Annotated in this window: 12 protein-coding genes; 2 read left to right on the top strand and 10 right to left on the bottom strand. The window is 46.3% G+C overall.

What is annotated here, in order from left to right:
* Positions 1 to 34: 34 nt before the first annotated feature.
* Together I1H34_RS09840 and I1H34_RS09835 are read right to left on the bottom strand one after the other, a co-directional pair.
* Entirely contained in the window at positions 35 to 1,669 is a 1,635-nt protein-coding gene (locus tag I1H34_RS09840) for an alpha-D-glucose phosphate-specific phosphoglucomutase (protein WP_212665456.1), read from the bottom strand.
* A 94-nt stretch (positions 1,670 to 1,763) separates the two neighbouring features.
* Positions 1,764 to 2,759 (bottom strand): 2-hydroxyacid dehydrogenase, encoded by a 996-nt coding sequence (locus tag I1H34_RS09835; RefSeq protein ID WP_212666215.1) that lies wholly within the window; start codon positions 2,757 to 2,759, stop codon positions 1,764 to 1,766.
* 153 nt (positions 2,760 to 2,912) lie between these two features.
* Here I1H34_RS09835 and I1H34_RS09830 point away from each other — a divergent pair, with 153 nt between their 5' ends.
* Positions 2,913 to 4,826 (top strand): ABC transporter ATP-binding protein, encoded by a 1,914-nt coding sequence (locus I1H34_RS09830; RefSeq protein WP_212665455.1) that lies wholly within the window; start codon positions 2,913 to 2,915, stop codon positions 4,824 to 4,826.
* Here the strand turns inward: I1H34_RS09830 and I1H34_RS09825 are convergent.
* A complete protein-coding gene (locus I1H34_RS09825) occupies positions 4,814 to 5,290 on the bottom strand; it encodes a methylmalonic aciduria and homocystinuria type D protein (RefSeq protein WP_212665454.1) in 477 nt (158 codons plus the stop codon). The genes I1H34_RS09830 and I1H34_RS09825 overlap by 13 nt on opposite strands.
* A gap of 454 nt (positions 5,291 to 5,744) precedes the next feature.
* Here I1H34_RS09825 and I1H34_RS09820 point away from each other — a divergent pair, with 454 nt between their 5' ends.
* Positions 5,745 to 7,619, top strand: coding sequence for a putative bifunctional diguanylate cyclase/phosphodiesterase (locus I1H34_RS09820; RefSeq protein WP_212665453.1), 1,875 nt, complete (start codon positions 5,745 to 5,747; stop codon positions 7,617 to 7,619).
* Between the two features lie 63 nt (positions 7,620 to 7,682).
* Here I1H34_RS09820 and I1H34_RS09815 read toward each other — a convergent pair whose 3' ends face one another.
* From I1H34_RS09815 to I1H34_RS09785, 7 genes are all read right to left on the bottom strand, one after another.
* A complete protein-coding gene (locus tag I1H34_RS09815) occupies positions 7,683 to 9,530 on the bottom strand; it encodes a vWA domain-containing protein (protein WP_212665452.1) in 1,848 nt (615 codons plus the stop codon).
* A 383-nt stretch (positions 9,531 to 9,913) separates the two neighbouring features.
* Entirely contained in the window at positions 9,914 to 10,357 is a 444-nt protein-coding gene (locus tag I1H34_RS09810; RefSeq protein WP_212665451.1) for a YbjQ family protein, read from the bottom strand.
* Between the two features lie 2 nt (positions 10,358 to 10,359).
* Positions 10,360 to 10,707, bottom strand: coding sequence for a YbjQ family protein (locus tag I1H34_RS09805; protein ID WP_212666214.1), 348 nt, complete (start codon positions 10,705 to 10,707; stop codon positions 10,360 to 10,362).
* Between the two features lie 290 nt (positions 10,708 to 10,997).
* Complete coding sequence (locus tag I1H34_RS09800) at positions 10,998 to 11,477, bottom strand: DUF6756 family protein (RefSeq protein WP_212665450.1); 480 nt, start codon at positions 11,475 to 11,477, stop codon at positions 10,998 to 11,000.
* A 201-nt stretch (positions 11,478 to 11,678) separates the two neighbouring features.
* Positions 11,679 to 13,388 (bottom strand): urease subunit alpha, encoded by a 1,710-nt coding sequence (gene ureC, locus I1H34_RS09795; protein WP_212665449.1) that lies wholly within the window; start codon positions 13,386 to 13,388, stop codon positions 11,679 to 11,681.
* A 124-nt stretch (positions 13,389 to 13,512) separates the two neighbouring features.
* Positions 13,513 to 15,159 carry a response regulator gene (locus I1H34_RS09790; RefSeq protein ID WP_212665448.1) on the bottom strand — a complete coding sequence of 549 codons (1,647 nt, stop codon included), beginning with the start codon at positions 15,157 to 15,159 and terminating at the stop codon, positions 13,513 to 13,515.
* Positions 15,149 to 26,626 (bottom strand): PAS domain S-box protein, encoded by an 11,478-nt coding sequence (locus I1H34_RS09785; RefSeq protein WP_212665447.1) that lies wholly within the window; start codon positions 26,624 to 26,626, stop codon positions 15,149 to 15,151. Before I1H34_RS09785 ends, I1H34_RS09790 begins: the two co-directional genes overlap by 11 nt.
* Positions 26,627 to 26,663: the final 37 nt, after the last annotated feature.

The following is a 26,663-nucleotide window of genomic DNA, read 5'->3' as shown; positions in this document are numbered from 1 at the left end:
CAACTCATGGCATTGGAGCGATTAGACACATCACTTAGGTAATCACCGTCGGCTTATCTCGTCCTGTAAGGGTACGGATCTGAGCCACTTCATCAGCCAGGGTAATTAATGGAGCCAGGGCATCTTGCGGGTCCAGTCCTTGCTTGCTGACATCGGATTCATAGCTTTCTACATACAACCGTAACGTTGCCCCTTGAGTGCCTGTACCGGAGAGTCGAAAGACAATACGAGAACCATCGGTAAAGCCAATGCGAACCCCTTGCTTTTTGCTGACACTACCATCTACCGGGTCTGTATAGCTAAAGTCGTCCGCATATTCCACTTCATATTGGCCCAGCTTTTGACCTTTTAAAGTGGCCGTCTTATCCCGTAAATTCGCCATTAAGGTATTGGCTTTTTCAGAGTCAACCGCTTCATAATCATGGCGCGAGTAGTAATTACGGCCATACTCCTGCCAGTGCTCCTTGACGATGTCCTCCACAGACTGCTGCCGAACGGCCAAGATATTTAGCCAGAACAGCACCGCCCAGAGACCATCCTTCTCACGCACATGGTTCGATCCCGTGCCAAAGCTCTCCTCTCCACAGAGGGTTGCCTTGTCAGCATCCAAGAGGTTACCAAAGAATTTCCAGCCTGTAGGAGTTTCATAGCAGTCAAAGCCTAACTTGGCCGCCACCCGGTCCACCGCCTGACTCGTTGGCATAGACCGCGCCACCCCTGCCAGACCATTCTGATAACCTGGCACAAGCTTAGCGTTGGCCGTCAGAATCGCCAGACTATCGCTAGGGGTCACAAAGAAGCGTTGCCCCAATACCATGTTGCGATCGCCATCCCCATCCGAGGCGGCTCCAAAGTTAGGTGCATTCTCCCCAAACAGTTCTTCAACCAACTCATGGGCATAGACCAAATTAGGATCCGGGTGACCGCCCCCAAAATCTTCCAAGGGTTTGCCATTCATAACGCTATCTGCCCCCGCCCCAAGCCGATCGGCAAATAGAGCATGGGCATAAGGCCCCGTAACCGCATGCATAGAATCGACGATGATGCTAAATCCGCCGGAGGTCAACAACTGTCGAATCCGATCAAAATCAAACAAAGACTCCATCAACTGGGCATAGTCTTGGACCGCATCAATCACCTCAACCGTCATCTCACCTAATTGAGACGTTCCCAATTGATCGAGATTGACATCATCCGCCTCGGTGATGCGATAGACATCGATTTCCTTACTGCGAGCATAAATCGCCTCGGTGACCTTCTCGGGGGCCGGTCCACCATTGCCAATGTTGTACTTAATACCAAAATCACCATCCGGGCCGCCGGGATTATGACTCGCGGATAAGACAATCCCCCCATAGGCCTTGTTCTTGCGGATCACACACGAAACCGCAGGGGTCGACAAGATGCCGTTTTGCCCTACCAGTACCTTGCCAAAGCCATTAGCCGCAGCCATTTTCAAAATAATTTGAATCGCATGTCGATTGTAGAAACGACCATCACCACCCACCACTAGGGTCTGGCCTTGGTAGTTTTCTAGGCTATCGAAAATGGATTGGGTAAAATTCTCTAAATAATGAAACTGTTGAAAAACTGTTACCTGCTTTCGCAGTCCTGAAGTTCCTGGTTTTTGGTCCGAAAACGGTTGGGTATAGACGGTGTTGATACTCATGAATATTGGCACTAATGAGAGTTGATTAAATCTAGATAGCGCTAGTTGATAGCCGCTGAAATATAGGGGTAACCGTTGATTAGGATACCCCGGTCTAGGTCAATTTGACCTGATTGATGCAAGGACGCCCTGCTGCAAAATCTGCAATATTGCTCAATGTGGTGCTAGCAATATTTTCTAGAGCATTCCGAGTAAAGAAGGCTTGATGGGCCGTGATCAAAACATTGGGAAAGGATTGTAGGAGTTGAAAGTGATCGTCCTGAATCACCGTATCAGACAGATCTTCAAAAAATAGGTTTTCTTCTTGTTCATACACATCAATCCCTAAATAGCCCACTTGCCCAGATTTAATCGCATCAATCACAGCGGGGGTATCAATCAGTCCACCTCGGCTAGTGTTAATCAACATCGTTCCAGGCTGAAATGCCCCTAAGGTCTCAGCATTAATGATGTGGTAGGTTTCCGGCATCAGGGGGCAATGCAAAGAAACTATCTTGGATTGGGCCAGTAAATCTTCCAGCGCCGTGTAAGTTACCCCCAGCTCAATACAAGTTGGATTTGGATAGGGATCATAGGCCAATAGCTGACATCCAAACCCCCTCATAATTTGGGCAAAACATTCACCAATTTTGCCCGTTCCTACAATCCCTACTGGACAGTTATGGAGATCAAACCCAAGCAGCCCTTCCAGGGAGAAATTATCATCCCGAACTCGGTTATAGGCTCTGTATAGCTTCCGATTAAGCATCAAAATCATGCCCACTGCATGCTCAGCCACGGAATAGGGCGAATAAGCAGGGACTCGGACAACGGTAATCCCCAGTTCAGTCGCCTTGGCTAAATCAACATTGTTAAAGCCTGCTGATCGCAGAGCCACGAGTTGGGTTCCTTGAGTTGCCAGAATTTCAAGGGTTTCCGCATCCAAATGGTCGTTGATAAAAACACAAACCACGGGAAAGTCTTTGGCCAGAGGAGCAGTTGCAGTGGATAACCGAGGTTCAAAAAAAACAAGCTCATGACCATACTCGATATTGGCAGCTTGAAGAAACTGTTGGTCGTATCGTTTACTGCTAAAAATGGCAATTCTCATCATTCTCTCCCTCAGAGACCTATCTGCTCCAATCGTTGTCTCTGCTTGTAACTTAGCAATTAAAAAGCCTTTCCAGGTTAAGGGCATCCAGGACAGAGCCATTGACCTTTATGAATGTGCAACTTCGTAACATTGCACCCTACACTGTGACGTATGACCTCTTCCTCAGCTTCCACCTCATCCCCAGGATCTAAACGTCGCCCTCAAGGCGATTGGCGACTGATTCTAAGGGTCGTTCCCTATGCTCGACAGTACCGCCGGGAACTGTTAACGGTGTTTAGTCTGTTGATTCCCTTATCCGTAGCGGGAGCAATCCAACCCATCCTGGTGGGTCAAGCCATTTCAGCCATCCGTAGTGAATCTCAGCTCTATGATGCAGTAGCCTGGTTTTTCAACGGATTAGCCAATCTTGCATTGCCAACTTTGATTAATGGCTGGGTTGAGGGACTTGCCGTCTTGGTACAAGGATTAACCCTACCCGAAACCATTAACCTATTGACCGTACTGTTACTGATCACGGTGGTTATCCGGTTTGGACTCCAGTCAAGACAAGGGTATTTAGTCCAAAAGGTGGGGCAAGAGATTACAGCCGATATTCGCAATGATTTATTTGCCCATGTCCTGTCTTTAGCGGTCCGCTTCTTTGATCGCACCCCCGTTGGTCAACTCATTACCCGCTTAACCAGTGATGTGGAAGCCTTAGGAGATGTATTTTCGACCGGCGCAGTGGGGATTGTCAGTGACTTATTCTCCATCTTCGTCATTGTTCTTTTTATGTTTCTGCAGCAATGGCAATTGGCATTGATGCTGGTGCTATTGATCATTCCAGTCACGGGGCTGATTATCTTTTTTCAACATCGCTATCGAAGCGCTAATTACAAAGCTAGAGAGGAATTATCAGCCCTCAATTCCAATCTGCAAGAAAACATTATGGGCATTAGCATTGTCCAATTGTTCCGGCGCGAATCCTACAATTCTGATCTATTTCGTACAATCAATCAGCGCTATGTCTCCGCTATTGATCACACCATTTTCTACGACTCAGCGGTTTCAGCGACCCTAGAGTGGATTGCCTTTATTGCAGTAGCAGGCGTGCTCTGGATTGGAGGGATTCAGGTGGTGGGGGAAACCCTTACCCTAGGGACCCTATCTACCTTTATCTTGTATTCCCAACGCTTATTTTTCCCTTTGCAGCAGTTGGCAGAAAAGTTTACTGCCATTCAAGCGGGTCTAACAGCAGTAGAGCGCATCAATGATTTAATGAACCAGCCCGTTGAGATCCGCGACCCAGAACATCCCAAGATTTTGCCCGCCCATTCCAACCATCAGCCTTTGGGGGAGGTCAAGTTTGCAGATGTATCTTTTGCCTATAAAGAGGAAGACTGGGTACTCAAAGACTTGGATTTTTGCATCCATCCCGGCGAGAAAGTAGCCATTGTGGGTCCCACAGGTGCAGGAAAAAGCTCTATCATTCGTCTGCTATGCCGTTTGTATGAGATTTCCAAGGGCCAGATTCTAGTGGATGGGGTAGATGTACGGGATTTACCCCAGGCAGAGCTACGACGCCATGTGGGGGTCATTCTTCAGGATGGATTTATTTTTGCAGGGGATATCAAAAGCAATATCTCTCTGGGAGAGGAATATTCCATCGAAGCGGTCAAGGCGGCAGCCGAGCAGATGAACGTAGCTCAGTTTATTGAGGCGTTGCCAGATGGCTACAATACGGTTCTGAGGGAGCGAGGCACCAATCTATCAGGGGGCCAAAAACAGCTCTTGGCCTTTGCTAGGGCTGCGATTCGGAATCCACGAATTCTAGTGCTTGATGAGGCGACAGCGAGTTTGGATGTGGGTACAGAGGCGGTCATTCAAGAGGCGTTGGAACGCCTGCTGGAGGGGAGAACCGCCATTATTATTGCCCACCGCTTATCGACCATTCGCAATGTTGATCGCATTCTGGTTCTGAACCGAGGCCATTTAGCTGAGTCAGGCAGCCATGACCAGTTGATGGAGCAGGATGGCCTCTACGCCAGCTTGTATCGTCTCCAACTCTTGGGTCAGCGGGTATAAGAGGCTAAGACTTCTTCTACTACGGCTTGGGTGACGTCTGGGGACGCGGACGATAGCAACACGGAGGGGAACACGGCATTGCCCCAATCGGGATGCTCAACAATCCAACATCCTCCTGTTTCTGTCAGGGGATATCCCAAACTCGTTTGCACAACGGCAACATCATCTAATCGTAGGGGGCCTGGCTGGGAAAGGATGGGATAGCCAGTCCGAGGATCAAATATCTCAGCTCTATACCCCAGATGTTGCAATGACAACACAATCAATCTCCCCAGTTGGACAAAGTGAGCTCTAAGTTGCTGTTTATGAAATTCTGTTTCTGTTGTTTTCTCTACTAGGAGGACAGGGCAGTGTTGAAACACAACTAACACAGATAGAACAGGAACTAGCCAGTCAGGGAGAAGCTGGCAGACATGTGAGCTAATAAATTCACTGGGGATATGGACGGAATATTCAATGCCCATCGGAAGGAAGTGTTTGCACCATTTCTATTAGCATACTTCCAAATCTATTTTGATCCACTCAATCATTCATAAACTGTCTATTTCATCAATTAATAATGGTGATCAGGCCAATCCAATATCCATAGATACAATTTTTCAAATTTCTTCAAAGTCTATATAAAGCTTACGGTTGGAGCTTGAATATATTGGTGAAGTTAGCACTCTGAGCTGAAAGGCTTGAATTATATTCCATGAAAGATTATTTTAACGATTGGATAAAATATTCATGAATTAACGTGGGCATAATGGCTTGTAACGAACCCTCTGTTTTAGGGGCACCCTTTACACTGTTGCTATGGAACATTTATCTCTGTTTATAGACTTTGCTCTTCAGTGGTGAATTTCATCCCTGAATACCGACAAGAGATATTTCAATCAACACAATGGAGTTGGGTAGCATTGCTGCGATAAAAGTTTGAGTTATTCCCATCAGCCACATCTTCAAACGATTCAAACCGCTCTCCAACGAGATGTGGATCGGAGATTGGTGAGTGAACGATGGCGAATTCTTCAAGGGTCCTTGACACTCATGCTAGCCTTCACAGTGGCTGTCTGGCCCCAAGTCGACACAAAGTTATTTATCATTTGGATCAGTGGCTATGTGATTTGGATAGGCATTACCTTCTTCGCCCATTCAGGTCGCTTTTTGGTGAACTGGCGGGATCGATACCAAGCCCCAATCTTAGTTAATGTGATTAGTGCCAGTCGAGGCATTTGGATGTGCGGCATCGCCTTGGCAAATTGGCCTGCCTTTGTCCAAGGCGGAGAATTTTTTTGGACATTGACAACCCTATGGGCCATTACCTTAGCAGCACAGACCATTATGGTGACTGTTGCCAATGACTATTTTATTCAAGCGATTCTAGCGACGGCGATTGTGATGATTGCCGCTACTCATCAGTGGCAAATTAGCATCGCTACCATTTTCTTTCTTATCCCAGCAATTAAAGCATTAGATTCAGCGCGACAAGTCCGCATGAATGAGGTGAAGTTACGCACCACACTGACGTACCAAGCTCGTAACGATAGTTTGACGGGATTGCTCAATCGCGTGGGGCTCGCAGAACAATTTTCTGGACTCCCCCCCGGACCTAAAGCAGCCATGTTTGTTGATCTCGATCGGTTTAAAGAGGTCAATGATCGGCTCGGACATACTGTAGGTGACGAGCTACTAGAAAAAGTAGGTCATCGAGTACTGAAAGTTATCAACCATCGCTCTCATTTACTAGCCCGGTTAGGGGGAGATGAATTTTTTCTAGTGTTGCCGGGATGTCCTTTGCAAGACTTACTTGCGATCGCAGACACTATCCTCCAAACCCTAGAACAACCATTCACCGTAACGGCTGGCCAAGCCTACATTTCTGCAAGTATCGGGACAGCCACGGCGAGTGCAGATGTTGCCGACTTAGAACAGCTCATTAAAGATGCGGATCAGGCCATGTATCGGGCCAAGCAAACTGGGCGAAGGCGGGTCATTTACTATGATGAGTCTTTGCATCAGGATACTCAGGAACGTTTAGGACTAGAAAGTAGCCTCAGACAAGCGGTAGCAGAAAAAAAGATCGTAGCTTGGGGACAACCGATTATTGACTATCAAACTGGTTCAATAGCCAAAGTTGAGCTACTGGCCCGCTGGCAACTTGATCAAAAAAATATTCCTCCTGATTTATTCATTGGCATTGCAGCTAATATCGGTCTAACTAGCGACATTGCCAAGCAGATGGTTAGCCAAGCGCAGAAATGTCTGCATCAGTGGCAAAAGATTCCAGCCTTGAAGGAGACCTGTATTACCGTCAATGTGGAATCGCAGGATTTAGTAGAAGGTCAGATTGTTGATTATCTGGAGAACCTAGTTTTTACAGAACAAATTGACCCCGCCAAACTGATTCTGGAAATCACTGAGCGAGGACTGATTGAAGCCGAATCTAAAGCCAGATTTCAAATTGATCGACTCCATACTCTGGGTGTTCGGGTTGCCATTGATGATTTTGGGGCGGGATATTCCTCTTTGCGATCCGTAATGACACTTCCCGTCGATCTACTCAAGTTTGATCGATCCCTAGTAGCCGGTGCGACTCAGGATCAGCGCATGAAAAATGTATTGTCCGCCATGGTAGAAATGGCGGATAGTTTCAAAATCACAGTAATTGCTGAAGGAATTGAAAAGCCTGAAGATATCGAGGTGATGAAACTGCTTAAGGTCCACCTCTTGCAAGGCTTTTACTGTGCTAACCCCATGCCTTTAAAGAACTTTTACCACTTTGTGGAGAGCTTTTCGCCTCGTCAATAGTTGGCAGTTTCTTTTATCAAACAGCTTTCTATACATTTGAGAGATTGGTACGGTTATCAAAGCCTAACTGCTGACAGCGGGTTGAACAAATCGCTTAATTTCACCACAGGCAATATAGGATTTTCCATTCGGGCCAACCTTAATTTCATCCACCACATAAAGCATGCCTTCCTCACGTACCGAACGAGGAAATCTCATATTCCAATCTGGCTCATAGTTATCGGCAACAACCCTAGCTCGCAACTTGCTGCCAGCTTTCACGCATTGCACCAGCACGCCATCCCCCACAACATCAGTGGTTGGCAAATCTGCAGCACTAGCTGGCCCACGAGAGGCCTTACCAGTCTTGGGGGGGCTGGATCGATAAGACGTTGCAAAATTATCCACCTCTCCAGCTTTGGTTAATCGGACAATTTTTCCTTGGACTCGGTAGAAACTACCATCTTTAGACAGTTCCAATCCTTCAACAACATAACGAGCGCCCTCCGCTCGGATTGCTCTGGGGAATTGCACATTCTTATGGGCATCGTAGCTGTCAGACAAAGCTTTGATTCGCAACTTCCCGCCCTGCCGGAAGCACTGCAGCTCTATGCCAGACCCCACTTCATTCACCACAGTCATGGCAGATACTTCATCGCCAACCTCCACCCCTCGACCGACCAGATCTTTGCGGTTACGAGTGAGGGTCTGATAGCTCTGGTCTCGAAGTTCCTTACGGCCTGAATTGCCCAAACCTCTTTGGGCAATCCGACTGGCAAAGTATTTCAGTTGCTCAATTTCTTCAGCAATTTCAAAATGCTCGTTCAGTCCTTTCTCTTCCAATTCTTGAATCAGGGTCTGGAGTGCTTGTTCTGCGTCTTGGACTTTACCCTGTTCTGCAAGCTCTAGAGCCGTTGCCTTTGCCCTGGCAATCATCAGATGACTCAGTTCTAGGATGATATTGCTAGACGCCGCCATGGCGGCTTCCTCAACAGTGCCCAGCTTGGCGACAACCTCGGCAGATCCAGTTACCTGCTGCACCTCACCATTCTGAACAGTATTGGCGCTGTAGTGCAACGTCATGACCGTAAATTCCCCTGGAGGAATGGCAGCCAGAGATAGACTCAGTCCGAGACATCTATCCTCGCCCTCATATAGGTCTCCTAGGGTAATTTCTGTTTTTCCACCGTCCGTTGGATTCACTTTTGCCAAGCTGAGGGTGTCCACTAAACTGACGCCATCCGCTAGTTCAAGGGTAACGACTAGGTCTTGCCCCACAACAGATCGCAAACTCGCGAGTTCAATGTTAAAAACTTCTGTGGCCTCATCAATACTCTGAATAAAGTAGAAATTGCCATTGGCTGCCCTGGCCATGCTAATGAGGAGATCCTCATTGAATCTTTGACCAAATCCCAGCGTTGAGGTTACGACCCCTTCAATCGCCTTTTGCCCTGCTGTGGCGGTTAAGACTTTGGGATCGCGAATCCCCATATTGGCCAGGCCATCAGTTAATAGTAGAACTCGGTTAATCTTTTGGGGGTCAAAGTTATCCTGCACATACTCACAGCCCTTCAACCATCCACCGGAAAGATTAGTAATACCGCCAGCTCGCACCTGTCGAATCGAGGTTTTCAAAGCAGTTTTATCGTCCACAGCATGGGGTGAGACTGGAGTATCGACTTTGTCGTCATAGACAACCACCGAAAGGGTATCCGTAGGTTCTAACTGATCCACCACTGATTCAGCAGCATTGAGGGCATGGTGCAGGGGCCAACCCGCCATGGAGCCAGACCGATCGATGACTAAGGAGAGATTGAGATCACGACGAGGGGATTGAGGCAAATCAGCCCCAAAACGGAGGAGTAAATTTGCTTTGAGATCAGTATTTCCTGGCAGAATCGCCTGTTCGAAATCGTAACTCAACTTAAGCATTAGCTATTTCTCTCCAAATTTCTGACGCGATTCTGTAGGCAAACACACTGCCATCATGCTTGCGGGCATAGGTCTAAGATACCCAGCTATGGGAGAGTTTCAAGCCTTTTGGACAGTTCCAAGCAGACGAAAACGATTCGTTGGCAATATTTCTAGCAATATGGAGCTGGTCCTTAAACACCAATCCCCAAATCAGATTGGAGCCCCATAGAGCATCTTTAGACTTTAGATATGTCTATGTTTCACCCAAACGTAGTGAAACACATTTGAATCTTTTATCTGATATTTCTCATGAAGTAGGGTCATTATGTATCTCTTTGAATCACCAGAGATCAGGTCATTCAAGAGAACATCACTTGGCAACACATTATCCCCCCACGGTTTTATCTCAACCCAGTCCCGTAGGCAAAAACCTCAATCGATAGAATACCCACATCTCCATGGCTATTACCAATCGTCGCAGTTTCGATCCGAACATTAACCACTTTTTTAGCTCCCCAGCGAATTGCATCTTCTTTCATTCGCAGTAAAGCTTCACGCCGTCCTCGATCCAGCAAGCTGTCATAAGCAAAAATTTGCCCACCCAGCAATTTGCTGAACTGAGCTAGAAAGGATTTGTAGTAATCCGATGAGATAACAACACTCCCAACAAACAACTTCGCTCCCTTGGCATCGGGTAATGGCTGCTTCGCTCCGATGTTGTAAATAGGCACGCGTTGGGTTCGACGCTCGCGCACCTTGATATTCGCATAATGATTTTGCTCAATAATAGATCCTGCGACATAGCCTAGAAGCAACAAGCCAAGTAGGATAAATAGTTCAAACATGGTTAGTCCACTCTGACGGCAGTGCCATAGGCAAACAGTTCAGCTGCACCTTGAGCAACTGAGGAGGTGGAATAACGAACGTTCACGACTGCATTTGCTCCCATTTGGGCCGCCTGCTGCAACATCCGATCCGTGGCTTCTTGGCGGGCTTCTTGCAGCAATTCGGTATATCCGTGCAATTCGCCGCCGACAAGGTTTTTGAAGCCAGCAGCAATATCTCGACCAAGATGCTTGGCACGAATGGTGCTACCTTGAACGAGTCCAAAATGCTTAGTGATGTCTCGACCTGGAACTCCTTCAAGAGTCGTGATGATGATTGCACCACGGGATGATGAGCGTTGGTAAGTCATAAAAATAAGTTTTAGAGCGTTTTGATAGGTCTTATCTGCGATCCTCAGACAAACAACAAGACCCATCTCAATAATGCCCATGGGACAAGTTATCCCATCAGTAGAGGCTCTCTCTGGTATATCTATCACATTAAATTGGGTAGACGTTTGACATCACACTCGCATCAAGTACTCAGCCCGAATTTCAAATAAGAATTCTGTACCAATAAATTTGCAGCAAAGGTTGATCATCTAGCATTTTCTCTAAAGCTACCACACTCAATAGTTGCTAAATAAATACCTTTTCACGACTACTTTAAATTTTTAATTTTGTTACTCATAATCTGTCCTACTCCGATCAAGCTACCATAGCGATTCTCACACAAAATCCACTCATATTTTTTTGAGACGATGTAATATTCAAAACAATACATTTCCTCTAGAAGATCGACAATTATATTAATCTTTCCATCGTACAGCCAATAATTTCCTTTACGCTTTGTCCTATGCCAGTCTTCAGCCATGAACCAGACCCACTCATCTTGAGAGATCAGTTCTCTCAAAATTTTAGGTACATATTCTGGGTGTATGCTAAAGCATTCTCCCTTAAAGGAATTCCACAGCCATTTCTCATAAATCCCTTGCTTTCCCAGTACAGTAAATTTATTGAGAATATTGATGAAAATATCCTCACACTCATATATGCCAACCGCTTTAAAATCTTCAACAGAAATATTTAAACGATTCACAGCTTGTTCTATATCTAATCGAAAATCTTTTCGCTTAGCCATGCTGATCATTCTAAAAGTCTAAATACTAATAAGAATTAACTAAAAGCAGGAAAATAAATATCTTCAAAGCAACAGCAAGCTAAAAATAAAATTGGGTTTGGGGCGTCAAATCTTTATCGTTTCGAGGTTCAACACAACAACAAAAATCACTCTCAACAAAAGGTAAAGCTTCACTCTTGAAAACTCCACTCTAATCCTGATTTAAAACAAAAAGTACCGTTGTGCCATTGGCAACACCGTAGCAGGCTCACAGGTCAGAAGCTCTCCATCGGCCCTCACCTCATAAGTTTCTGAATCTACATCAATTTTAGGAAGTGCATCATTCAGCTTCATGTCCGACTTACTGAGATTGCGCGTATTAGAGATGGCAACAACGTTTTTCTGCAAGCCAATCTGGTCAGGAACCCCTTCCTCTTGAGCAGCTTGAGAGACAAAGGTGAGAGACGTGGCAGCAATAGCACCCCCAAATCCACCAAACATCGGTCGCATATGCACAGGCTGCGGTGTGGGAATACTGGCATTGGCATCTCCCATCTGGGACCAAGCAATAAAGCCGCCTTTAATTACCATTTCGGGTTTAACGCCAAACATAGCAGGCTTCCAAAGACAGAGATCGGCCAGTTTACCCACTTCCACCGAACCGACATGGTCGGCAATGCCATGGGTGATGGCAGGATTAATCGTGTACTTGGCGACGTAACGCTTAGCTCGGTGATTGTCGTTACGGTCTGAATCTTCCGAGAGTGGTCCCCGCTGCACTTTCATTTTGTGGCCCGTCTGCCAGGTGCGAATAATCACCTCACCCACCCGGCCCATAGCTTGGGAATCAGAAGCAATCATACTGAACGCCCCCAAGTCATGGAGAATATCTTCAGCGGCGATGGTTTCCCGACGAATTCTGGATTCAGCAAAGGCCACATCTTCAGGAATACCCGCATCAAGGTGATGGCAGACCATGAGCATATCTAAGTGCTCATCCAGGGTATTGACGGTGTAGGGACGGGTCGGATTAGTGGAAGAGGGAAGGACATTGGCTTCTCCACAAACCTTGATAATGTCAGGAGCATGACCTCCACCAGCGCCTTCCGTGTGATAAGTGTGAATGACCCGGTTTTTGAAGGCTGTAATGGTGTTTTCTACAAACCCCGCTTCATTGAGCGTGTCCGTATGAATGGCCACTTGAACATCAAACTGATCGGCCACATTCAAACAAGTATCAATAGCAGCAGGGGTCGTTCCCCAGTCTTCATGGAGCTTCAGGCCCATGGCTCCGGCTTTGACCTGTTCCACTAACGATGCAGGCTGACTAGAATTGCCTTTCCCCATAAACCCCAGATTCATGGGAAAAGCATCGGCGGCTTGCAACATGCGGTGAATATTCCAGGGGCCAGGGGTGCAGGTGGTGGCGTTGGTGCCTGCTGCAGGGCCTGTTCCACCTCCGAGCATGGTGGTGATACCGGATGCGATCGCAACTTCAATTTGCTGAGGACAAATAAAGTGGATATGGGAGTCAATCCCTCCTGCCGTCAGAATCATGCCCTCCCCGGCAATCGCTTCCGTGCCTGGGCCGATCACAATATCAATATCATCTTGAATATAGGGATTGCCTGCCTTACCAATGGCAGCAATCCTGCCTTCTTTAATGCCAATATCAGCTTTAACAATGCCCCACCAGTCCAGAATTAGAGCATTGGTAATCACCGTATCCACCGCACCATCGGCATTGGTAATGGGGGATTGGCCCATACCGTCTCGAATCACCTTACCCCCACCGAACTTGACCTCATCACCGTAGGTAGTGTGGTCTTGCTCCACTTCAATAATCAGCTCAGTATCAGCCAGACGAATGCGATCACCCACCGTGGGGCCATAGGTTTCCGCATAGGCGCGGCGGTCCATTCGATATGCCATAGCTGCCCTTTATGAAGACTGATTCAGTAAATTCTAAATCGAACGGTAACGTTTGATCGCTGCAACCTTTACAAATATCGATATTGGGCTGCACTGACAAAAGCTTTTTTCCCAATTAGACCCTCTAACCAGAGGAGTTAGTCAATGGAAGCACAATCCTAAACGTTGTCCCTTGTCCGATCTGGCTATCAATCTTGATGGTCCCTTTCAAAGATTGAGTCACAATATTGTAGACAATATTGAGCCCCAGTCCAGTGCCCCCCCGATTGCGAGCAGTCGTAAAAAAGGGTTCATACACCTTAGGAAGATTTTCAGTAGGAATCCCACAGCCATCATCACGATAGGTCAACAGGACTTGATGGTCCTGCTGTTCAATTTGAATCTGAAGTTGTCCAGCCTCTCCGGGCTGATACCCATGTTTGATGGAGTTCGTGACTAGATTTGTAATGACTTGGGCAAACACCCCCGGATCATGAGTGAGGACAATAGAATCATCCCCTGCCAAGTCCAAGGTGAGTCCTGACCGTCTTGCTTGAGGCTGTAAGCTAGTCACCACTTCTCCCACATAGTCTTTCAGGTTAAACGTCCGCAATTCGCGATGGGATTGATCCACCGCAACTTGCTTAAAACTTTGAATCAAATCGCCAGCTCGACCCAGATTACTATTAATTAACTTTGTGCATCGACTGACAACATTGAGATAGTGACTGAGGGTTGACCGCTTAAGTTGACCGTTTTCAGCAGCATCCACAAATATTTCACTTTCATCAGCAAGGGTTGAAGCAACCGTGATGGTATTGCCAATCGGCGTATTAATTTCATGGGCAACCCCTGCCACTAGCGCCCCTAAAGCAGCCATTTTTTCGGCTTCAACCAGACTAGCTTGAGCTGACTTCAGTGTTTCTAGAGTATTTGAGAGTTCTTGAGTACGGTCTTGAACCCGCTGGTCTAGTTCGGTATTGAGCTGATGGAGTTTCGCTTCTGCTGCTTTACGATCGCGAATATCCCGACAATGCATCACGTAATATTCACGATTAGAAAATTGAAGATGGTTAAGAGCAATCTCCACAGGCAGCCCTTGGCCATCCTTGGTGAGTAACTGAGCTTCAAACCTCAAATACTGTTGTTCTCTAGCTTTCTGTTGAAAGTCGTTCCATTCAGATTCATTACAGTCGGCCTTTAAGTCGGCACTAGATAGTTGCAATAGCTCCTCTAAGGAGTAATCCAGCAATTCACAGATTGCCCCATTAGCATAGGCAATACTCGCATCCAGGTTGAACCAGAGAATGCCATCTACAGAATGATCCACCGAGAATTGGGTGAGGGACAGTTGCTGATTGAGTTGCTGAAGTTGTTCTGCTTTTTCGTGCTCCACATCATAGAGCTGACTGACATGGCAAAGCTGTAAATGCGTCTTGACTCGGGCTAAGAGTTCAGCTTCTTGAAAGGGTTTGCTGATGTAATCAACGGCACCGATATCAAACCCGCGAAGAATGCTCTGGGTATCTGAGCGAGCTGTAATAAAGATGATGGGAATGTTCACCGTGGCAGCATTCGCTTTGATTTGCCGACAGACTTCAAATCCATCCATCACCGGCATTTGTATATCCAAAAGGATGAGGGCAGGAGGATGAGTTTGGAGGCGTTTGAGGGCCCGCTCCCCACTAATGGCAGCGGCAACCCGATACCCTGCAGAAGACAAGGTTTCAGAAATCACTTCTAAATTGGCGGGGGTATCATCCACCACCATAATCTCAGCACTACTCTCCATCTGTTTGCTCCTGGGCCAAATATTCCTGGAGTAAGGTTTCTATTTCTTCCGTACGATACTGTTTCGCTAACTTCAGCATAGGTTCAGCGAAAGGGAGGTACTGAACATCTTTTTCAACCAAATGCTCCAAGTGTTCCCTTAAATCATTGACATTATCCATCTGGGCAAAGGCAAGCAAGGTTTGCAATATTTGTGATGAGGGCATCACTACTTGAGCAGCAGAAATGGCTTGCTGCTGCTCAAGTTCCCCAGGGTGATCCTCATAGACCCAATCCAAACGTAATTGCTCAGCCAGCACTTGGAATAATGCCTGGGCATCAACTGGTTTAGTCAGGAAAGTATCCCCCCCTTGGTCTACCGCCAGTTGCTGATCGGTTAGCCCCACAGAGGCCGAAGACACTATCACTGGAATCCGTTGAAAAGGGGTGAAAGCTGCATCATGGCGTAGGTGCTGGAGAAATTCAAAGCCATCCATCACTGGCATGGCTAAATCTAGAATCACCACATCGGGTTGGCAGATCTGAAGTTTTTCCAGGCCCTCCTCTCCATTGGTTGCTTCCACAATTTCAAAATCAAGCTGGGCCAGCAAGTTCTGAATAACGGCTCGATTTTCCCAGCGATCATCAATCACTAACAGGGTACGACGATCTCCTAGATAGCTAACGATTGGCTGGGAAGGCAATTCAGTCACTTCAACTGCACCCTCTTGAGCCAGTGGAAGCGTCACACAAAAGGAGAATTCACTGCCAACTCCCAGCTGGCTTGATACTTGTATCTCTCCACCCATGAGTTGCACAATCCGTTGGCTAATCGCTAATCCCAACCCAGTTCCTTCCGTATGATTTCGTGAATCACCAACCTGTTCAAAAGCCTTAAAAAGCCGAGACAACTGTTCGGTAGCAATCCCAACCCCCGTATCAATGATTGCAAATCGGAGCGTTGCTTGACCCTCATGAGACTCAAGCTGCAGCACCTGAAACGTTACACTGCCTTGTTCAGTGAACTTCAGGGCATTTCCCACCAAATTAATCAACACCTGCCTAAACCGCTTCTCGTCTATCTCTACTCCTTTGGGAAGGTTGTTATCCAGTTGAAACAGAAGGTCAATGCCTTTCTGGGTCGCCTTGAGGTGGAAAATATCCACCACTGAGGATAGCAATGTCAGCAAATCCGTAGGGTGAGGATCGAGTTCTAACTTGCGGGCTTCAATTTTAGATAAGTCGAGGATGTCGTTAATGAGGGTTAATAAGTGCGATCCACATTGGTGAATCACCTCAAGTCCCCGCTTATCCTTGGGAGAAACTTGGTCAGAACGATTGAGAATTTGAGCATAGCCCAGGATGCCATTAAGGGGCGTTCTAAGTTCATGGCTCATATTAGCTAAAAACTCGCTCTTGGCCTGGTTGGCACTGTCCGCCATTTCTTTCGATTCAGCTAGGGCACGATTGGTTTGTTCTAGGGCTGCCGTTCGTTCAGAAACCCGTGCTTCCAGCTCCTCATTAATGTTCTTTAGGGTTTGCTCAGCTTCCTTAAGCTGAGTAATATCCTGAATAGTCCCCAGAATGCCGATAACATTGCCTTCTGCATCATTTAGGGGAGATTTATTAGTCTCCAACCAAGTTTCCTTGCCTTCTGCAGTTAATTGGGGCTCAATAATACCGAGCTCGGCTGCTCCCGTTGACATGATCCTTTGATCACATTCGACAAAAAACATCGCTTCTTCTGGTTTCCAAGGCAAATCTGTATCTGTCTTGCCCAAAATTTCATCGGGATGTTTCAAGCCCGCAATTTTGGCAAAACTCCGATTACAGCCCAAATACGCAGATTGACGATCCTTCCAAAACACCAATTGAGGGATAGTATCCAGAACCAACTTCAATAATTGCTTCGACTCATAGAGTTCCTGCTCTGCGGCTTTGCGATCCGTGATATCTGTTGCAATGCCAACAGTCCCGGCTAATCTCCCCTGTTCATCTTGAAAAGGCGTTTTCGTTGTTTCTAGCCAACCGAGAGATCCGTCGGGTTGAGAAAACTGTTCTTCCACAATTTTCCGCTGTCCAGAGGCCATCACCCTAAGATCATCCTCTCGATAGCTGTGAGCCATATTTTCTGGCCAAATATCATAGTCTGTTTGCCCAATAATTTCTTCAACGGGTACGCCACAAGCTACGGCAAAAGGCCTATTAACAGCGATAAATCGATTATTAGCATTTTTTAGCCATGCCATCTGCGGAATATTATTCAGTAAAGCCTTGAGCTGGGTCTGCTGTTGGATTAAAGCTTGCTCAGCTGCTTTGAGTTGGGTAATATCTTCAATCATGGCTAAAATTCCCATGACGTTACCCTGAACATCTCTTAGAGGAGCTTTATTGGTACTGAGCCAGGCATTCTGCCCCTCAGCCATTAATATAGGCTCAATAATCCCTAATTCTGCTTGACCAGTGGTCATAATGCGTTGATCGCATTCAATAAAATACTCAGCCTCTTGGGTTTTCCAGGGCATCTCATAATCGTTTTTCCCGACCAGTTCATCGGATGAAGTGAAACCGGCCATTTCGGTAAAGGCCTGGTTACAGCCAAGATAAACAGAGTTTCTATCTTTCCAACAAACCTTTTGGGGAATGGTATCTAAGACCAACTGAAGCAGCTGCTTGGATTCATAAAGTTCCTGTTCTGCAATTTTTCGATCCGTGATATCTGCTGCAATACCCACCGTCCCAGCAAACAGGCCTTGAGGATCTCGGAACGGGGTTTTCGTAGTTTCTAGCCATCTCCAGCTGCCATCTCCCCGTCGAATTTTCTCTACAAGCACTTTTCGGATACCCGAAGTTAAGACCTGCAAGTCATCTTTTTGGTAACTGCGAGCAATCTCCATGGGGAAAAGATCATCGTCGGTCTTGCCTGCTATATCGGCTGGCGTGAGGGCCAGCATTTGGGCTAAGGGTTCATTGACGGCAATAAAGCGACTTTCCGCATCTTTGATCCAGGCAATATAGGGAATATTATTGAGTAAGGCTTCTAAATGATTTTGTTTGAGAATGAGTTCCTGTTCCGCAGCTTTACGAGCACTAATATCTCGTACTCGAACAAAGTTATATTCTTCTCCTTCAAACTCTAAGTAATTGGCAACTATTTCCACCGGGAACAATTGCCCATCTCTAGTTTGATGGTGGGACTCCAAACTCACACTCCCCTGTTCTTTGATTGCCTGCCAATGGGGCTGCCAAAATGTTTGAGGGATGGTGGGATTAACATCAAATACGGACAATAACATCAGCTCATCACTGGTATAGCCATGCATGCGTGAAGCAGCATGATTGGCATAGGCAAAGCCACCCTCAGGCTTAATCCAGAAGATACAGTCGGCAGCATTGTCGACAGAATATTGGGTGAACTGCAATACTTTCTCAGCTCGTTTGCGATCGCTAATATCTTGAACTTCTGCAAAAACGTAGCCAACTCCCTCATACTCCAGGTAGTTACCCATAATTTCTACTGGAAAAGTTGAGCCATCTTTGGCTTGATAAAGGGATTCAAACCGTTCATATCCATTTAGACTGAGCTGTTCCCAACGATTTGGCCAGGTCTTTGCAGGAAACGAGGGATCGATATCCCAAATAGACATCTGCTTCAGCTCCCTAGGGGTATAGCCTAAGATGGCACAGGTCGAGCGATTAACATTAATTAGACCGCCCTCTTGATTAATCCAGAGAATGCTAGTAGCCGTATTCTCTGACGCAAATTGAGTGAGGATACGCTCTTTTTCAGCAGATTTACGCTCACTAATATCTTGTACTTGAGCAAACAAATAACCAATGCCCTTGTACTCTACATAGTTACTAGTGACTTCTACTGGAAAGATAGTTTTATCTTTAGCTTGATGAAAAGATTCAAATCTTGAATAGCCTTTATTGCTAACCTCAGCCCAATAACTAGGCCAATCTCTTATAGAAAACTCAGGTGTAATATCCCATACAAAAATATTTTTCAGCTCGTCTTGGTTATAGCCTAAGTGAATACAAGCAGCCTCATTCACATTGACAAACTGCCCATCTGAATTAATCCAAAAAATGCCAATAGCTGTATTTTCAAGAGCAAACTTTGTGAGAATCAGTTCTTGTTCTTTAGCTTTGCGCTCACGAATATCTCTGATAATTTTAGAGGCTCCGATCACCTCTCCCTGACTATCAGTCAATGGAGAAATAGTGACTGAAATCTCAATCGGATACCCTACTTTATGCATTCGAATCGTTTCAAAATGCTCAATACACTCTTTATTCTTAAGTCGAGCAATAATTTCGATTTCTTCCTCTAGCCGATCCCGTGGGAAAAGCATCACAATGGGCTGGCCAATCGCTTCGGCTGCGGTATAGCCAAATAAATCGATGGCCGCTTGGTTCCAACTAGTGATGGTGCCATCTAAGTCTTTGGTGATAATGGCATCCTCAGTAGACTCAACGACTGATGCCAATAGCCGAGAGTTTGCTTCAACCTGTTCGCGCTCAAACTCTAGCCGCTTTTTCTCGGTGATATCTTGGATCATCCCCAAGCAATATTGGGATTTTCCATCCGGTAGCTTTACGAGAGTAACTGTTGTTAAAGACCAAACAATCGAGCCATTTTTGTGGATATATCTTTTTTCTATAGAGAAATCTTGAATTTTCCCTTGATATAAGTCCTGAATTAACCGCTTCGATTCGGGCCGATCTTCTGGGTAAGTTAACTCTGAAACGGACATTTGTTCCAGTTCCCTGTGCGTATAGCCAACCAGCTCACAATAAAAATCATTAACTTGAAGCAGTTTCCCAGTCTTCATTTCACTTTCAACAATACCCAGAGCGGCTTGATCAAACCCTGCATTCGCTCTCGCCTCACTGATCTGTAGAGCGAGCTCAGCCTGTTTTCGCTCCAGTTCCAAGCGTTTTTTCTCGCTAATATCTTGCACTAGCCCAACGCTATAAACGGCTTCGCCATCTTGCAGCTCAACGGAAAAGACCGTTGTCTCAGCCCAAAAGTAGGTACCATCCTTCCGCAAATAGCGTTTTTCCAGAGTGAATTTCTCAATTTCCCCTGAATAAAGCGTTTGCATCATCTCTTTAGATGCAGGGATATCATCTGGATGAGTCAGCTCAGCAACCGTCATACCCAAGAGTTCAACCCTGGTGTAACCGATAAGCTTACAAAAATGGTCGTTCACTCGAATACATTGTTTGGTGCTCACCTCTACTTCTAAGAAACCCACGGCTGCTTGCTCAAAAGTAGATTTGGCTCGGGCTTCACTTAGCTGGAGCGCCGTCTCCATTTGCTTGCGATCGCTAATATCTCGCATAATAGTCGAGAAATTTTCTATTTCCCCTGCCGGATTTTGATGGGCAATGATAACTTGAGAAACAGGAACTTCTCTACCTTTGGCATCTATAACGACCGTTTCTCCTAACCAGGTGCCTTCTCTGGCTGCGGTAGGAAATGCCTCTTCTGTAAATATTTGGTGAACCCACTCTGGATGAAAGGAAGCGAGGGAAATTTGTTCTTTTTTTAGCTCTGAAGCATCAGGCAGATCCAGTAATTCCGTGAGCCTTTGATTGTTCCAGATGGTATTTCCCTGAGGGTCAGCAATGCCAATATAATCTGGAGTGGCTTCTAGAATTGCATTGAGTCTTGCTTGTTCCTGTTCACGTTGTTTGCGATCGCTAATATCAAAAATCACTCCTTCGAAATATTGGAGTTGATCGGTTTCATTAAAAATGCCTTTCCCCTTTTCAGTGACCCAACGGGTTGAGCCATCTCGATGGATGATCCGATACTCCATCGTGAAGGATTGGTGCTCAGCAACGGCTTGGGACGCAAGTTGATCCACTAGGGCAACGTCTTCAGGGTGGATAATGCTGGCGTAGCTACGATGTCGGTTATTGATAAAGTCAGCAGCAGGATAACCGGATAGGTCGGCAATGGCGTCACTGACAAACTCTAGCGTCCAATCGATATCATACTGGCTGCGGTAAACTGCACCATCAAGGTTGGAAAGTAGGTTACGGAATTTAGCCTCACTTGCCCGTAAAGATATTTCAGCGGCCTTGCGAACGCTAATATCTCGAATAATGCTGTGAACGATCAGTTCTCCCTGATACTGAATCGGCGTCAGGGAAACTTCTGCCCAAAAGGTTTCTCCATCGACACGTTGATGGAGCCACTCAAATTGGGAACTTCCCTTTTGGAGCGTTTCCTGCATGATGGTTTCAACCTTATCTGCTGAGCGTTGACCGTCGGCTTGCCTCTCCGGTGAAAGCTGGTGGGGCTGTAGTGCTACTATTTCAGTCTTATTGGCATATCCGAACAGATCAATGGCTGCCTGATTGCAATCGATAAACCCTTCTTCACCAAGTAATACGACAGCATCGACTGCTTGGTTGAATAACGTTTGCAGACGTTGTTCTGACGCGGCCAGTTGGGCAGTGCGATCTTGAACACGGACCTCTAGTTCTAAGTTAAGCTGTTCTAACGCCTGCTGCGCTTGCTGACGCTCTAATTCAGCCGCTGCCCGCTCCCCAAAAACTTGCAGGACCATACGGGCAAATTCTATATTTTCAATGGTTTCATAGTCTAATACACAAATCACGCCAATCACTTGCCCTGTGCGATCTTTCAAGGCAACGCCCAGATAGCTGTCAACCCCCATCTCGACTAAATCAGGGTCAAGGGGAAAGGCCTCCTGTACCCCACAGGGACAATAGTGATTGCCCTGCTGAATCGAGACTTCACAGGGGGTATGAGCCCTGGGATAGGTCAATTTTGCCTGTAACTGATTATTGGTATACCAAGCTAAGGTTTCTAAGGTATCTCCACGGATTTGGGATATCAACACATGGGCACATTGCAGGGCATTTGCCATTTGTTCTGCCAGAGTGGGAAACACTGCTTCTCCCGTCACTGACCCAGTGCTGAACAGTAGGTTTTCCAAAATATATTGATTTTTCTGGAGCGCTTGAGTTCGCTCATCAACATGGTGTTCTAATGTTTGATAAAGTCGAGCATTTTCTAGCGCGATGGCAGCTTGAGAACAGAGAAAATTGAGTACGGTGATGCGATCGCGCGTAAATACACCAGACGTAGATTGATTCTGCAAATACAGCAACCCACTGAGTTCTCCCTGATACCGAATCGGTAAACACACAACACTCCGAGGCTGATGCACCTGAAAATAATCGTCCACGATCGGCAAGTCAGTCTTGAGATCATCAACGACCAGCACTTCTTGGGTATTTTTGACATACTGAATCAATTGAGTCGGTAAATCAGAATCCTCTGCCAAAGGAACAGAAGACAGATGAGTATGGTCAGGGGTAGCCGTGGCCCGAATCTGCCAGCTCCCCTCTGACTCAGGCAACAACAGAACCAGCTGATCTGCGCCAGAATTTTGCAGCATCATTGGCGCTAGTCGTTCTAGCAATTCATCAAAGTTGAGACTTTCCGAAAGGGCTTGGCTGCTTTTGAGGAGCGCAGTTAAATCAAAAGCTGTATTGATACTGGTGGAAGGAGACTGAACCGAAGCAGAAGAATGAATCGAAAGGTTCAGCCGAGCCAGACTCGCTAAAGAGTCCCAAGGATTGATGGGCTGAGGAGTAGGTTGCAAGATCGGTTGCAGTAAATCAGGGTAGTGCTGTTCCAGGGCGTTCGTTTTTGCTTGGGCTCCCCAACGGGCATAGCAACCGTAAGCATCTTGCATAAAGCCTGCAGCTACCTTTTCTTTACCCCAGTTGAGATAAAATTTAGCCGCTAGCTCATGGGCAAGGGCTTCGTCCTGGAGATATTGATTCTCTTTAGCCCCCTGAATGGCTGCTTCATAACCAGCAATGGCTTCAGCATAATTTTGTGCTAAACGATGCTGCTCCGCCAGCACCAGCTGATATTTGTGATGAAAGTTTTCGGGGGCAAACTTGGCCAGCTTAGACAAGAACTCCTTCCCAGGGTTAATGCAGGCTGATTCTCCATCAAGATTGGCGGCTGTTATTCCCCGATAGAACGGCAACAGCTTCGCCTGATAGCCAGCAATAGATGATTGATAGTTTGCAGCTTTCTGAAAAGCACTCTCTGCTTTTTCCCATAGGTCTAGATAGACAAACAAAATACCTTTTGCCAAATAGTAGGCATATAGAGCCGTCCCTGCCTGGACTTCTTCAAGTTGAGCGACGACCCCAGACTCATCAAAGTCTTCTGACTTAAACTCGGTAACACGACTGGATTGACCCGAGAGATTGAGGGACAACAGGTGCCAAAACTGTACATAGGCCCATGAAAAAAACAGTCTTTTTGATTGGAGCCAACTAATATACGTTTTTTGAATGTCTAGGATCTCTTCCAGAGGTTTGCCACTCATCCAAAGATACGTGCAATAGTTATTGGCACAATATCCTGAGAATTCTAGGTCACCCACGTCTAAGCCGTTCTGATAGCCTCTGGCCAAAGGCTGCAAACAGTTTCGTAAGGGGGTTTGAATAGATGCCACATAGGAGAAGTGCACCATATCGACCTTGGTACGCAAGAGCTTGCTATTGAAGTGGTTCAGCAAGACTTGAGAGACTTGGCCCGCTGCATCAGCAGCCCCATAATCCTCCATATTGCCTAACAGCATGCCGTAATTCGCAAAGCCAAAGGCCGACAGTTCCGAGTAGCCAAACTGCCGGGAAAGATCCACCAAGGTCAGGATAATTTGGAAAAATAGGGGCGGATTGGTAAAAATGGCAGAGCTACACATCTCCAGCAAAATTCCCATCTTCAGGGTGATGTTGCCCTCCATCGCTGGAATTTTCTCAAGTTGACTTGTGAGCAACTGAGCTTTGATGCGATCATTTTCGGCAAGGCTGACTAGATGGATTCCTTGGCTAGCCAGAACAGACACTCCCCGATCCAGCGCCTCCACAAACCGCTGTTGAGCAACCCACACTCGAATGGTTAGGGCAGTGATATGAAGCTGTTGATGTTCATTCAGGCGGGACAGGGGAAGTGTTTCCAGTAGTTCTGTCGCTTGATCCCATCGACTATTGAGATATTCAGCTTCAATCGATGCGCAATCAAGCTCGAACTTTAAGTCCTCATGGGTAATGCCGTAGTCTTCATAGAGACTCCTTGCTTTAGAGAAATAAAGGCTCGCAGTGTCATAGGCAAGGGTAGAAAGTGCCTGTTGACCCGCCTGAAGATTCAGAGAAAAGAGTAGAAATTTCTCCTCTGGTGTATTGAGGATAGATGCACCCTGGTTATAGTTCTCAACAATCAGAAATAGCTGCCGCTGGTCATCTTTAGAGCCATGCTTTTGTAAGAGTTTACGGGCAATCTCTAGTCTGAGTAATAGGGCATCCTGTTCATGACTGGCCAACTCATAGGCAGCTTGCTGAACTCGATCATGGAGAAATTCATAGGCGACAGGAACCGTTGCAGAGGGTTCCTGTGGAGTACCCTGAAAAAATTTGTAAGTGCTATTTTTCGGGATGACGATTCCCATCTGCAAGCTGGGCCATAGGCTATCAGCCAGATCTGCATGGGATTGCTGAGTGATAATCCCTAAGGTGGATAAATTAAACGAATCTCCCAAACAAGCTGCGATATTAAGTATTTTTTGATTTTTTTCAGGTAATTGTTTTAATCTTTCGATTAAGAACTCTACAACATTATCTGTTAAGGCTAGTTGTTGAACCTTTGCTAAATGACAGAGCCAATGGCCAGCATCGCCATCAAAGTAAATACAGCGCTGATCGTATAGTTCCAATAAAAATTGAGTCGTGAAAAATGGATTTCCACCTGTTTTTTGATACAGCAGCTGAGATAAGGGCGTAGCAATGTTAGGCGGACATAGGAGCGTCTTCGCCACTAACTGATTGACATCAGATTGAGCCAACGGTCCCAGGGTTAATGTATGCAGGAGTCCTTCCTGTTCTTGTAGCCCCTGCAATGTCAGCATCAAGGGATGGGCTGAACATACTTCATTGTCCCGATAGGCCCCCAGCACCAATAGATGGCCCGACTCTGATGCATCAAACAGCAGCGTTAACAAATTCAAAGACGCTGAATCTGCCCACTGCAAATCATCCAAGAAAATCACCAAAGGATGCTCTGCACTGGCAAAAATCTGCATAAATTTGCCGAACAGCACATTAAACCGATTCTGAGCGGCCATACCCGATAGCTCAGTCACCGCAGGTTGTGCACCGATGATCTGCCCTAACTCTGGTATGACGTCGATCAGAACCTGAGCATTCTCTCCCAAGATATTTAAAATTTTGGCTTTCCAATCTGCCAAAGCCGTATCCGATTCACCCAGTAACTGCCCCACCAAGCTCTGAAACGCTTGCACAAAAGCAGAAAAAGGAATATTGCGGTTGAATTGATCGAACTTACCCTTAATAAAGTAGCCATTTTGGCGGGTAATGGGTTTGTGAACTTCGTTGATCACAGCGGTTTTACCGATGCCAGAGAAGCCAGCCACCAACAGTAGCTCTGAGCTACCCTGAGCAACTCGGTCAAAGGCATCCAGCAGGGTTTTGACTTCAGCTTCACGGCCATAAAGTTTTTCGGGTATCAAGATGCGATCGCAGACATCCCGCACCCCCAATTCAAAAGGCTCAATCTCTTCTCCCTCAGTCAACTGAGTCAGACAAAGTTCCAAATCATGCTTCAATCCCAAGGCACTCTGATAGCGATCTTCTGCGTTCTTCGCCAACAACTTCAGAACAATATTTGCAATGGGTACTGGCACTTTAGGATTGATGTCTGTTAGAGGAGTGGGCACCCTAGCAATCTGGTCATAAACCAACTCCATCAAGTCTTCTGACTGAAACGGTAGCTGTCCCGTTAGCACCTCATACAGCGTTACCCCCAGACAATAGAAATCGGTCCGATAATCTACACCTCGATTCATTCGTCCCGTTTGTTCAGGAGCAAGGTAAGCCAAGGTCCCTTCTAAAACATTAAGGCTCTGAATTTCTTGGGTTTCCCTGGGAAGTAAAGAGGCAATTCCAAAATCAGTGAGCTTTATCTGTTTGCTTTGAGGATGAATAATGATATTTGCAGGTTTAATATCCTTATGAATAACCCGTTGTTGGCATAAATAGTGGAGCACATCAGTGAGTTGAAGAGCAATGTGCAAACCATCCGTCAAGGAAACAGGAGACTTGAGAAAATCGGCTAAAGAAATGCCTTGCATATCCTCCATCACCAAGGCATAGGTGCTATCAAAAGAGTCCAAGCTCAGCATCTGGATAATGCCAGGATGCTGAAGATTGCGACCAATCGTAAATTGATTGCGAAAAGCAACATGCTCAGCAAACGGCCAAGGCTGAAATGGAGCCGTAGTTTTAATGACCACAGGCAACTGATCCGCTATCCTAATCCCTCGATAAACTCGCGTTTGCTTACTGTCGTACAAAACTTCCAAAAATTTGTACTGAGGTAAGTATTGGGAGATAGCGGGCTCCATCTGGAACTGGCTCCTTAACAATGCACCGTTCTATTGA

The sequence above is a fragment of the Acaryochloris marina S15 genome (assembly GCF_018336915.1).
GTDB lineage: Bacteria > Cyanobacteriota > Cyanobacteriia > Thermosynechococcales > Thermosynechococcaceae > Acaryochloris > Acaryochloris marina_A.
This window is presented reverse-complemented; position numbering and strand designations above follow the sequence as displayed.